Annotated in this window: 10 protein-coding genes and 1 pseudogene; 2 read left to right on the top strand and 9 right to left on the bottom strand. The window is 56.5% G+C overall.

The window, feature by feature from the left end; genetic code table 11:
• Positions 1 to 28: 28 nt before the first annotated feature.
• Entirely contained in the window at positions 29 to 868 is an 840-nt protein-coding gene (locus tag IHQ71_RS08095) for a DMT family transporter (protein WP_258161427.1), read from the top strand.
• A 294-nt stretch (positions 869 to 1,162) separates the two neighbouring features.
• A pseudogene (locus tag IHQ71_RS08090) lies at positions 1,163 to 1,476 on the top strand (integrase core domain-containing protein); the annotation flags it as partial.
• Positions 1,477 to 1,837: 361 nt separating this feature from the next.
• Here the strand turns inward: IHQ71_RS08090 and IHQ71_RS08085 are convergent.
• The 9 genes from IHQ71_RS08085 to IHQ71_RS08045 all read right to left on the bottom strand — a co-directional run bounded on the left by IHQ71_RS08085 (position 1,838) and on the right by IHQ71_RS08045 (position 12,011).
• The gene (locus IHQ71_RS08085; protein WP_258161426.1) at positions 1,838 to 2,908 is read right to left on the bottom strand and encodes an adenylate/guanylate cyclase domain-containing protein; all 1,071 of its coding nucleotides are present in this window, start codon (positions 2,906 to 2,908) and stop codon (positions 1,838 to 1,840) included.
• 3 nt (positions 2,909 to 2,911) lie between these two features.
• Complete coding sequence (locus IHQ71_RS08080) at positions 2,912 to 3,403, bottom strand: Rab family GTPase (protein WP_258161425.1); 492 nt, start codon at positions 3,401 to 3,403, stop codon at positions 2,912 to 2,914.
• 15 nt (positions 3,404 to 3,418) lie between these two features.
• A complete protein-coding gene (locus IHQ71_RS08075; RefSeq protein ID WP_258161423.1) occupies positions 3,419 to 6,484 on the bottom strand; it encodes an OmpA family protein in 3,066 nt (1,021 codons plus the stop codon).
• A 7-nt stretch (positions 6,485 to 6,491) separates the two neighbouring features.
• Positions 6,492 to 7,157, bottom strand: coding sequence for a hypothetical protein (locus IHQ71_RS08070; RefSeq protein WP_258161422.1), 666 nt, complete (start codon positions 7,155 to 7,157; stop codon positions 6,492 to 6,494).
• A gap of 785 nt (positions 7,158 to 7,942) precedes the next feature.
• Positions 7,943 to 8,290: a hypothetical protein gene (locus tag IHQ71_RS08065; protein ID WP_258161421.1), complete on the bottom strand. Its 348-nt coding sequence runs from the start codon at positions 8,288 to 8,290 to the stop codon at positions 7,943 to 7,945.
• Between the two features lie 32 nt (positions 8,291 to 8,322).
• A complete protein-coding gene (locus IHQ71_RS08060; RefSeq protein WP_258161419.1) occupies positions 8,323 to 8,817 on the bottom strand; it encodes a hypothetical protein in 495 nt (164 codons plus the stop codon).
• Positions 8,818 to 8,835: 18 nt separating this feature from the next.
• Positions 8,836 to 10,056 carry a hypothetical protein gene (locus tag IHQ71_RS08055; protein WP_258161418.1) on the bottom strand — a complete coding sequence of 407 codons (1,221 nt, stop codon included), beginning with the start codon at positions 10,054 to 10,056 and terminating at the stop codon, positions 8,836 to 8,838.
• A 37-nt stretch (positions 10,057 to 10,093) separates the two neighbouring features.
• A complete protein-coding gene (locus IHQ71_RS08050; RefSeq protein WP_258161416.1) occupies positions 10,094 to 10,855 on the bottom strand; it encodes a TfuA-like protein in 762 nt (253 codons plus the stop codon).
• Positions 10,848 to 12,011 (bottom strand): YcaO-like family protein, encoded by a 1,164-nt coding sequence (locus IHQ71_RS08045; RefSeq protein ID WP_258161415.1) that lies wholly within the window; start codon positions 12,009 to 12,011, stop codon positions 10,848 to 10,850. Before IHQ71_RS08045 ends, IHQ71_RS08050 begins: the two co-directional genes overlap by 8 nt.

The following is a 12,011-nucleotide window of genomic DNA, read 5'->3' as shown; positions in this document are numbered from 1 at the left end:
CTCTTCGCGAACGGTCCAGGGGATCGCGATGATGTGCACGGCATCGCTTTGCTTCAATCTGAACGATACGTTCACAAAGTTCCTTGTTGTCCGTTACGGCATTTCCGAGATCATTCTCCTGCGTTGTCTCATTGCCCTGCCACTACTGGCTGTCATGGCGATCGTGATTGGCCGCGCCCGCATCCGTTGGTCGTCCAGGATATTTTTCCATGCCGTCCGCGGCGGGCTCAACCTTGTGGCAGCCTATCTTTACATTCATGGCCTGCAATATCTCAGCGTTGCCGAAGCAACGGTGATCCTGTTTTCTTCGCCCTTGATCGTAACGTTGGCATCCGCCTACTTCTTCAAGGAGGCGGTGGGCTGGCAGAAATGGGCAGCCGCCATTTGCAGCTTCACTGGCGTTATCATCGCGATCCGTCCCGGCACCGAGACTTTCCAGCCGGCTTCGTTGTTCATATTGGCAGCGGGTTTCCTTTACGCAGCCAACTCATTGACCGCGCGCTGGATTCCTGAGGCCGATAATCTTTGGACGGTGAGCTTCTTCGGTGCGGCGTTCGCAGCCGTGTTTGTCACGCCCCTGGCAATCACCAACTGGGTGCCAGTGCGGGCTGAAGATCTTATGTCCTTCACCGCAGCAGCACTTTGCTCGAGCCTTGGCATCGGCCTGAGCTCACTCGCATACCGGCTCGCGCTGGCCTCCGACCTCGCGCCCTATGCGTATTCCGGTTTGATCTGGTCTCTGGGAATCACCTGGATCGTCTGGGGAACCATCCCAACCGCCTGGACTCTCCTCGGAGCGGCCGTAATCGCCGCAAGCAGTCTGTTTCACTTCCTTTCATCGCGGCCACCATTTTCTTCGCGACCATGACCACGGTCTTTGTCTTCTTGGCGGAGGTTGACCATTTGCGACCGGCAACACCCGCCTGGTTGCCACCCAGATCGCCACGGCACGCGTCAGATATCCACAATCTCGCGATCACCACGAAGCCGCTTGAGCATCCTGACGGCTGCGGCGAAATCCTACGACCAGTGCGCAGCGCGCCACGGGCATCGGCAAGTTCGTGGATCGGAGCACGGATGACGGCGCCGGCGTTGTCCAGCACCAGATCCTCAAGATGAAGAGTCCGCCATCGCTTCACAGGAAGTCGCGTCTCGAAGAATGCACTGGGTCAAAGGCGTTCAATACGTGTCGATAAAATACTCCGAGCGGCTGGCGGAGGCCGGATAGAACCTTCCGTCGGCAGCGTCGGCGACTCCTACGACAATGCACTGGCCGAAACGATCAACGGCCTTTACAAGGCCGAGGTCATCCATCGACGCGGGCCGTGGCGAAACTTCGAAGCTGTTGAATTCGCCACGCTCGAATGGGTCGATTGGTTCAATCATCGACGACTGCTGGAGCCCATCGGAAATATCCCGCCACTCGAAGCCGAGGAGCAGCATTATCCCATGCTGGACGAACCAGCATGGGCCGCAAAACTTAAACCAAACGGTCTCCGGCAAAGCCGGGGCGGTTCAGACCACACAGGCCTCGCCGCGTCAAACCGATCCAATGACCGCTTTCTGGCAAGAACAACAACTGCATCTATGACCGAGATGGGGGCGCGTTGCCGTCTGGCTGCTTCGGGGCCGAGAGCAGTAGGTCCGCTTGTGGCGCAGGGAAGAACGATAGCGGACTTAAATCTCCAGGATCCGATGTTCTGAGTTGACCCCAGACAGACCTTTGGCGGTCGCTCGATGGTCGATTGCTTCGCGCACCTCCGCGGACATTCGAAACCATGAGTTTGATTAGCTTGAGATGCAATGCCTGCCAGGGTCGGCGCTGCCAAGCGGCAAATCAAGCCGGGAGCCGCCACATTCGCACACGACCTGTACCACGCAATTCCGTTTCCTCGAGTGGCTCGCAGGCAAATTTTGGTCCAAGCAGTTGGCGAGTTGCATCCGAAATACGGATCTCTTCGGGCTCCGCGGACGTTTGAATGCGTGAGGCGAGATTAACGGTCTCGCCCCATAGGTCATAGGCGAACCGCCTTTTGCCTATGACGCCAGCGACGATTGGTCCCGAGTGAATTCCAATTCTGAGTCTCAGCGGTTCTCCTGCGAAGCGTTCGCGCTTAACCGCCTTCCGCAGTTCAAGTGCATAGTGCGCGAGGGCTTTTGCATGATCGGATCGCGCGGTGGGCAGGCCAGCGACCACCATCACACAATCGCCGATTGTCTTGATCTTTTCGCAACCGTATCGTTCCGAGAGCCGATCCGCCGCCTTGAAGAAGTAATTTAACATAGCGAGCGTCGTCACGGCTCCGACGGTCCGGGTTCTTTCCGTGAAACCGACGATGTCGGCAAATAGCACACTCACCTCTGCGTGGTTGTCTGCAATTTTTTTGTGCGCTTTTAACCGCTCCGCGATCGACGCCGGAAGAATGTTGAGGAGTAGGGATTCGGCGCGCTGGTATTCACGCGACAATCCCTCCTGGCTCTTCCTCAACGCCTCGTTCGTCGATTGTAGTTTCTCGTTGAGTTGACGCTCCCTCTCTTGCAGGAGCGTCATTTCATAAGCCTTCTGTTGAAGCCGCTGCTTGTTGTCGCGTTCGGCCGTGGCGTCAAGAAAGAGCAGCCACACGCAGGCATTGCCGGCAAAAAGATGAAGGTCCGCGACACGCCCGTTGGGCAGTTCGACCATGGCCATATGATATGGAAGCTCCGGGCAAGGCAGCAAACCTTCCATAAATTCAAGCTGATCGACAACAGGCTTGCCAATGCGAAGCGATGAAAGCCCGTAATGTTTAAGGTTACCGCCCTTCGCAGCTATGCAAAGCTGGGCGTCAATTTTCAGATATGCGACAGAGTGCTGATTGTAGAAGAAATCGTAAATCCAGCTTCCGACTTCTTTTGGCAATCTATCCATGGTCTATTTGGTGACCATCGAAGCAAGCTGACGAAACGCATCATCAACATGTTCACCCGAAAGCGCACTTGTTAGATAGATTTGCCATCCAAGTTGCCTGAGTTCGTCAATCTCACTATCCGATATCGCCCACCGATCGGCCAGGTCGGATTTGTTGAACAGCAATACAAACGGCATAGCGCCGAATTCGGCCTCGGCCCGCTCGCGCAGAGTGAGCGCCACGGCAAGAGTAGCGGCGCGGGTTCCATCGACGACAAGCACCAGCCCGCTCGCACCCCGCACATTGGAGACGCGGAATGAGCCGATATCGTCTTCGCCGGCCAAATCCCACAAAATCAGATCCACGGTTTTGTCCGGGAGTGCGACACTCTTCTTGTCGATTTTCACTCCCACCGTGGTCAAGTAAGTATCTGAAAAGATGCTTTGCACAAACCTGCGAACCAGACTCGTCTTTCCGACCGCGAACCCACCCAACATGCAGATCTTTTTTTGCAATATCCCAGCTCCGCACTACTCTAGGGTTACCGTAATCGAAACCCGGCGATTGGTGGAGCTCCCAGTTCGACTATTTTCAGGCACCACCGGCTCAAAGGTGCCAGCGCCCCGAACCAGCAGCAGGTCCGGAGCGACGCCGCGCTTGTTGAGAAGCGCACGAACTGTTTCGGCGCGGGCGGCGCTGATCGACACGTTGGCCGTCTCACGGCCCTTGGCATCCGCATGGCCGGTCAACATGAACCGCGCTGTTACGCCTGACTTGCGGGCATTTTTGGCGAATTCCTTTATTTGATCCGCCAACCTGTCGAGAACCGGCATCTGCTCTGGTCCCGGCACAGCTTTGCCGGAATAGAAGAAAATATCGGTCGCCTGGATGGCCTCTCTCAAATAATTAAGTTCTGCAAGGTTCAGCTCATGCAGCTGCGAGACATCCAGAACCACTCCATCCGTCGAAAGTTGTTCTGCGGCGGCCCGCGCCCGATTGATCCAGTTTGCAGGAGCCTCACCCACGACGACGATGCGACCCTGGACGATCGAAAGCTGAACAGATTTGGGCGGAGCCAGCGACGCCGTCAGCCGCTTCAACACGAACTCCGGCTCAAGGCTCTGATAGAATTGCCACTGCGAATGAACGCGGGCGGGATCGACCTCCGTTCCTGATAACAGCGACTGCGGGTCGGCGCCAAGCGGGTCTCTCAGGCCGGAAATATAGAATTGGCCATCGCGCACTTTTTGTTCGGCAACGATGATGCCCGGCTGGGTCCCCAGTCGCGACACATAATCCAGCCAGTGCTCCGCCGCGCGTGCTTCGGGGCTCACATCATGAACCTTGGAGATGTCGAATTCCGGTCCGCCTGCCGAAAGCTGTCGGGCCGCTGCGCGCGCCCGATCTATCCAGGTGTCGGGAGCCTCACCCTCGGCAACGATGCGATCCTTGACGATCGAAAGTCGTACTGTATCCGGCGGAGCCAGCGACGCCGTCAGCCGCTTCAACACGAACTCCGGCTCAAGGCTCTGATAGAATTGCCACTGCGAATGAACGCGGGCGGGATCGACGTCCGTTCCGGATAACAGCGACTGCGGATCGGCGGCAAGCGGGTCTCTCAGGCCGGAAATGTAGAAATGTCCGCCCCTCGCCGTTTGTTGGGCGACGATGATGCCCGGTTGGGCCTCAAGTCGCGACACATAGACCTGCCAGCGCTCCGCCGCGCGTGCTTCGGGGCTCACATCACGAACCCCGGCGATGTCGAATTCCGGTCCGCCTGCCGAAAGCTGTCGGGCCGCTGCGCGCGCCCGATCTATCCAGGTGTCGGGAGCCTCACCCTCGGCAATGATGCGATCCTTGACGATCGAAAGTCGTACTGTATCCGGCGGAGTCAGCGACGCCGTCAGCCGCTTCAACACGAACTCCGGCTCAAGGCTCTGATAGAATTGCCACTGCGAATGAACGCGGGCGGGATCGACGTCCGTTCCTGATAACAGCGACTGCGGGTCGGCGGCAAGCGCGTCTCTCAGACCGGCAATGTAGAATTGGCCATCGCGCACCTTTTGTTCGGCAACGATGATGCCCGGTTGGGCCTCAAGTCGCGACACATAGACCTGCCAGCGCTCCGCCGCGCGTGCTTCGGGGCTCACATCACGAACCCCGGAGATGTCGAATTCCGGTCCGCCTGCCGAAAGCTGTCGGGCTGCTGCGCGTGCCCGATCTATCCAGGTGTCGGGAGCCTCACCCTCGGCAACGATGCGATCTTTGACAATCGAAAGCCGTACTGTACCCGGCGGAGTCAGCGACGCCGTCAGCCGCTTTAGCACGAACTCCGGCTCGAGACTCTGATAGAATTGCCACTGCGAATGAACGCGGGCGGGATCGACGTCCGTTCCCGACAACAGCGACTGGGGGTCGGCAGCAAGCGGGTCTCTCAGGCCGGTAATATAGAACTGTCCGCCCTTCGCCGTTTGTTGGGCGACGATGATGCCCGGCTGGGCCTCAAGTCGCGACACATAGGCCTGCCAGCGCTGCCCGGATTGCCACGAAAGAAAGAACCAACCGCCTGCCGGAATCAAAACCAGCAGGACCGCAGCCACCACCAGCCACGGAAATCCCTGGTTTGAGTCCTCCTGCTTCAGTTCAACGCAGGTCTGCAACTGCGTCTCTATGCCGGCTAACTGAGAACCGTCGCCGTCAAACTGCTCTAAAGCCTGTGAGTGTTCGTCATGGATACGAAGCAACACATCGCGAACTATTTCATGTAATTCCTCTGGCGGATTTCCCCGTATCACCGCAACCAAGGTCGCAAACGGTCCAACTTCCGACCAGAGACGAAGCTCCCCAAAGCGGATAGTGTCCAGGCCGCTCTGTTCTTTCTCGTGAAATGAGTCTTTAACAAAGTCTTGAATTGCACTGAGCATCGAAGAAATGAGCTGAGGATCCTCGCTCGTTGCATTATCGGCAGTTACATGCGCGATCAAAAGCCCGGAATTTCGGTTAATGAGAAAGACATGTTCTACACGATAGACAAGAGAATGCTTCAGAACAACTTCCGAGAAGCTGGCACCAGTTCTCCAAGCTTCAAATCTCCACTTGAGCCCATGCCAGGTAAATATATGTCTTAAAGTTTCATTCAGCGACTGAAAGGTCTGGTCGATCTTTTCCCCGATCGACTTGCGAATTGCCGGCAGAAACACCGGGTATAATATATCCGTCAGCGTGCGCGGGCTCTTCTGGATCGACCGTTGCACAGCCCTCTCGACGGCTGGCGCAAGGGCCTCGCCGAGCTGCGCATGAGGCGCCCGGGCGGCCGCACTGGGAAGAACGCCGCCCACTGCTTCCGCCAGCTGCTCCGGTTCGCCCAGCAGATGCGTAACTCGTGAAAGCTCCGAAATTTCGCGGCCGACCAGCAACTGGCGCAGCGTTTCCATGCGACGATCGGCGGTTGGAACTCCTTCGAAACGCGCATGATGGTCCGGATCAACGTTCCGGGCAATTTCGACCAAAAGAGTAGCTAGAGCCGCGCGATCGATTTCGGTATCGTTCGAGGCGGCTTTTTGAGGAAGCCTGATTGGGTCGACGTTCGACGTCAAGTTCCGATCAACTCACTTTCCAGCCACGTTCCGAGTTGCTCTTGCTACCCCCGGAATCCTGATTTATGCATTTTGCAACCTCGACAAACAGACCAGCCAAAAGATTTCTGTCGGTCTTGACGTTGCTGAGATCGGAAAACATTTTCTCCATCAGCATCTGCATGCTTTCATTCTTTTGCTTGATTTCCTCGCGCAGCAAATGATCGCTTCGACTTATCCGGTCCGCAACGTCGCGCTCAAGCTCGCTCAATTGATCCGACAACGCGCGCACCTGCTTTTCAAGTGCCTGATTGTGCTCGCGAAGATTCCGGTCAATCTCCTTGTCGGCCTCGGCTCGTGCATCTTTTTCGCTCCGCAATTGCGCTGCGAGCGATTCGACCTGCTTCTTTGCATTTGACTCGTAGGTTTCAAGATTGCGCTTGGCCTCGGATTCGACATCCTTGAAGCGCTGTGAGAGCCGGTCTTCAAGCTTGGAAAAACGGCGGTCATAGTCCTGCATCTGGTTGCCGAACAGCAGATCGCGTATCTTGTCGACACCTACAGCGTCACCGGAGATCCCGCCCTCGCGGGCCTGGGCCGCCATGAAGTTCAGCCCGTTTCCCTCTACATTACCTATCAGATTTTCGTCCGCCTTATTGGCAGAAGAAGCGGTACTCGAAGATTCCTTTGCCATCCTAATGCCCCTCCATTTGAACAACTGTCACAATGCAAGCCCGACAGGGAATAATGTCAGCAAAATAGCCGACCCACAAGCCGGAATCTTCTTGACTCAAACCGGAATCTTCTTAATTCAAGCCGATTCGTGACGCGGCCGAGCGCTACTTCACTGACGTAGCAATGGAAGTTTGGACGATGCCATCTTAAAAGCGGGCGGCCGCGACTGGTCGGGGATCAAAGGCGGCAAGCGCACGCGGTCGTCGAGCAGTGACGGTCCGCAATCTTTGCGCTTACGTAATCACATTGTTCAACCAAAAGGCGATCGCCCGAATAACAACGGCGGCAGGGCGCAATATCGCGCTCAAGGAGGGCGATCCGATCAAGCTCGATGAGAAGCGCTTCACCAATTACACGGCAACACTGCGGGCGTTTGCGCGCGCACTCGCGGATGGCGTGACGAACCTTCCAGACGTCAAGAAAGGGGTCGTAGCGTGCCGGAATGGGCGCGCAGCTTGGTTCCATCGGGCAGGTGGACGGGGGTCGCACTGGAAACGTCATAGATCGCGACCTTCGTGCCCTTTCCCGGCCAGGCTGCGCGCGGCGCTTAGGATCGTCGAGACGCGTGGAGTAGTTCGTGCACGGCAGGCGGTTCGGTGCAGGCGGCACTGAAAATCCGATCGACCAACTCGGATATTGACATCGACCGTTTGAGCCTCGCTCGGAGAGCAAAGGGCCAAGCGTTATGATGATGGCTATACGAAAAGCACCCGGTCCTTTGACCGGACTCCTGAAGCACATTTTCTATTGGGGAATCCCTCCCTCTTCCTTAATTTCTTTCACAAAGTCACCGAAACTGCGGTAATTTTGTATTTTTCCGGTTACGCTTGGGAAGTATATCTGATGCCCATTCAAAATATTTGCAAATGTTTCTTTGCGTCCATTTTTAGGCCCGGATACAATCTCTATTGTAACAGTGGCCGATAGGCTGTTTCCGATTGTATATGCATAGAAAGTTAAATCAGTTCCTCTTGTTATGTCGTAGTCAATCAAGGGATTACCCTCAGTATCATTGCATATTTCGCCTGCCTCATTAGACACTTCTATGTTTCCTGGATCCTCAATAAAAGTGGCGGTTATCTTGTTCTTCATGATCCTCTCCTTCCATCGATGTATGAATACGACTATTCACGCGTGAGGCGGCCACCGCGATGCGCCATAGACATGTGGATCGCGTACGACGTTGGGGCGCGCTTTCCGGGCAGGTTAGCGTCGAGAAGCAGCATCTTTGCGTCGCCCAGGCCCAGCGTAATTTCAAGTAGGTCGGCTGAGGATCGAACCCGCCACATATGGTAGGCCGGCTTCGCCGGATCTGAGTCAAATCCACAGCCGACGGCAGGTTCGGCATCTTCATTGACAATGAAGACTCGAAGAGAATCAAATCTATAGCAATGGCCATCAAAAGCATAACCGTAGCCGAGAACAACGGAGTACTGGCTATTGTCGCATTCTGTTTTGTTTCGATACAGTTGAACTCGCAGTCCAGAGCCGTCGTTCTGACCGACCTCGAACTCTGCGTGGTTTTCTTTTTTGTTAAGCTTCACGCCGTAGAGCGTAATTAATTCTGCAGAATAGATGCCTCTGCTCGGAGGTGGTGCAGGTACGTATTCGTCGTCCATCTCAATCTCCCTTTCCCATCAGAGTATTTCACGCCATTTCATGCAGTCCTCGAACTGGTCCATATAAGGTCGGGAACGGCCCCGATCGGCCTCCTCCAGCAGTGCTTCCGCAGCCGCTTCGAAGGTGAGGCGATCGGGTTCGAGATGCGTCCAGGATCGCACCACACATTGACCGACAATATCCCTGGCTTCCTGCAGCGCAGCCTTGCTGGCAAAATGCCGAGATTCATAGTCAGGTCTCGATCGGTTAAGACCTGCTTCGATCAACTCCAGAGGCATCTGCCGGCGCAGGTCGCTGAAGCGCCGCGGATCGAGATCGGAAAGTCCCCTGTCGAAGAGGATTGTTTGATAGACTTCCACTAGACAATCGAAAAGCGCCGCGGCGAACGGCTTCGAGCGATCATGCACTTCTTCGCTCACATCCCCGATCCGGAGCGAGTTGTTGAAGGAGCGGATTTGCTTCTCGTCGCTCAGTTCGGCAAAGCGGTCGAGCTCGTTGTTGATCAGCAGGTCGCCGCCCGTGCGGCGCAGAATCCGATCGATGGCCGTATCGAAATGGAGAAGTCCGAGCAGCGATGTGAAATCGGCGATGGCTTCATGATAAGCAAAAAAATCCGTTCCGGAGCCGTCGCCCTGGAGCAAGCCGAGCTCGCTCAGCAGGACAAGGTGTCCCATTTCGTGTGCGATCGAATCGAAATTCAAAGCAAAACACGCCGTCGACTTGCCCGGCTCGCTTTCTCCGAGTTCGAGAAAGCCGAAGCCGGATTGCGCATTGTCCCAATCGACGATGTGGGGGATTATCTCGAGGCGGCTGCGTGATGGCGCGAAGAACCATTTGATTTCCCGCCCGACATAACCCTCGCAAATATCCAGGACACGACGCGCGCACGCATAGCTGTGGGCAGAAAGAAAGGCCGGGGAGCCCGGGAGTATGTGGTCGAAATGCCCATCGGGACCCGGCTCGGCGGGCGGACGCAGACCGCCGGCATAGGGAGGCAAGGTAGGATAGGCGTAGGGTCTTTTGGATTCGACCGGGTCAGCGACGTACATGTACTTGTCGGAAGGCCCGGCGAGTATCCCACCGACGGACGCAGCCAACCAGACTACCTCGGGTTTTTCGTAGCCTGCCACGTAGGGTGGCTGGGGGAATACCAGAAAACGTGTTCCGATAGACGGTTCGACATGCCCGCCTTTGCCGGATGTTGAAAGGTGAGCGATGGCATTCAAGCTTGCCCCCATGCTCAATACCTAAATCTGCGGAGGAAGAACTACACTTTCAGTACAAATTCTCGCTGCAAATCCCGTCCAGGTTGGAATATTTTAGATCATACGCAAATGCGTCCGTCAATTCAAATATAACGGGCTTTTGCGGCGCGTACATCGGACCATCTGGTAATGACAGCAAAGTCAGCAACCTGATCGCATCGGATTTCTTCTGCCTGACAATGCCGCTGGCAAGCCAATTGTTTAGGTTGTGGATGTCTTTTTTTAATCCCGGGTCATGACCGACAACGGATAGAGTGGTCGCGTAGGTGCGCTCGATGAAGTGAAGCGACCGCGCCGACTGTTCGAGCAAAATACGCAGTTTTCGCCCAATCACGCCGGCACGCTCCGCCTTCTTCAGCGTCATCCTCATGTCGATAAGAGCTTCACTCAATGCGTGCGAACCGAACTCGGGTGGGGCCATCGCGACCGCGACGTCGGCGTCGTCAGCAAGACTCGTGCGTCTATACCACCGGAACACAAGGCCTTGCCCGACCATCCCGCAGTCGTACAACTCCGCGGCGCGAATGGCTCCCATACTGGCGGCGCCATACACCCTGACGCCCCTCGCGATTGCCCAGAGAATCTCCTTGTGCCGAACGGCGGGTCGCTGCGCAAAGACGCCGTCTATGACGGCGATCGCCGATGGCGCATGTTGCAGTACGGCCCGCACCAAATCCCCTTGTCCAACCGGCGGAAGATAGAGTGCGTCCAGATATGTTCGCGCCTCCGCGGCGCCAATCGTGGGTCCCGAAAAGACGACCACCTCAACCATCGGCGCTTGTCTCCAGGGCTGGCGCAACGATTCTGACGACGTGAAGAGGAATGCTTTCGTCCGACGAAAGAACCACGGCGATGACTGCCTTGGCACCTGCGGCGACCATGGCGTCCAGGGCCGTCGTCAACGGATTCTCGTTGGGTCTGCCCAATTCAGTCGCAGGATAGGGTCGTCCCGCCAGAGACAACCCTCTTCGCCAGATAGAAAGCTCGTCAGCATTCACTGGCGCGTAAAAGCTTCCAATAACGTCTTCACGCGCCGCCGAAATTGCACCCAGACGCGATTGGCACGCCTCAAGCAAGGCCTTGGTCAGAGCCCCGTCATGGCTGACGTCGCAACCAAAGCCCGACGCTGGCAATGGCGCAAGCGGCACCGAGCCCGCACCCTCCATGATCTGGCACCAGTAGGCTGGCAGGTCGTGGTTGGATGGCATGCTCCACACGCCCGTCGCAAAACCTTTAGTCGAGAGCCGCTCGATAATATCGCCGGCCTTTCCCGTTCGAATAGTGCTGACATCTATCTGGAAGCGATCGAAGAAGTGGGGCGTTCTCATTGCCAACGAGTGAGCGTTGCGCTCCAATATTTCGAGACAAGCATGGGTCATTGCTGCCTGCATGCTGGTGCCGGCAGCAAGGCCGGTCGTGTTCCTTTCCAGCCAGTGTGGGTGGGGTGAAGGAATGATATAGTCGGTGTCGACCAAAGCCAACGGAACCGGGCGGAACGTGCCTGATATCATGTCCCAGCCTTCGATCCATGACAAAGGCACATGCTCGGAAACCTCCGTACTGGCTAGCAGATGGGACCAAATACCATCCGTGTTCATGCGTCCGAGTTCCGCCTTCCATATACGTTCGCTGGGTATTCTCTCCGAAGCCCATCCTTCAAGCGACTCCATCAGGCCGGAAATGGCTGCATGAGCGTAGGTAAGGCCTTTCCCCTGGTTCACTGCCACGGATCTAGAGGTTGGCCGCGTCACCTGAACAACAGGTATTCCAATCCAGTCGAGCCCGGTCACGGCCCCCAGCCGGCTAATGCCAAATTCGCGCCGGCGCGCCAGAATCTTCTCGACCGTCTCCCCGATGTCGGGCGAAGATGGGAAGGGGCCGCGCAACAATCCGTCGAGACTTCTATGGTTGTCTGCGGGGGCTCCCAT

The sequence above is a fragment of the Rhizobium sp. TH2 genome, from assembly GCF_024707525.1.
In the GTDB taxonomy this organism is placed as follows: Bacteria; Pseudomonadota; Alphaproteobacteria; order Rhizobiales; family Rhizobiaceae; genus Rhizobium_E.
Note: the sequence above shows the minus strand (reverse complement) of the source record. Positions and strands in the feature narration are given on the sequence as shown.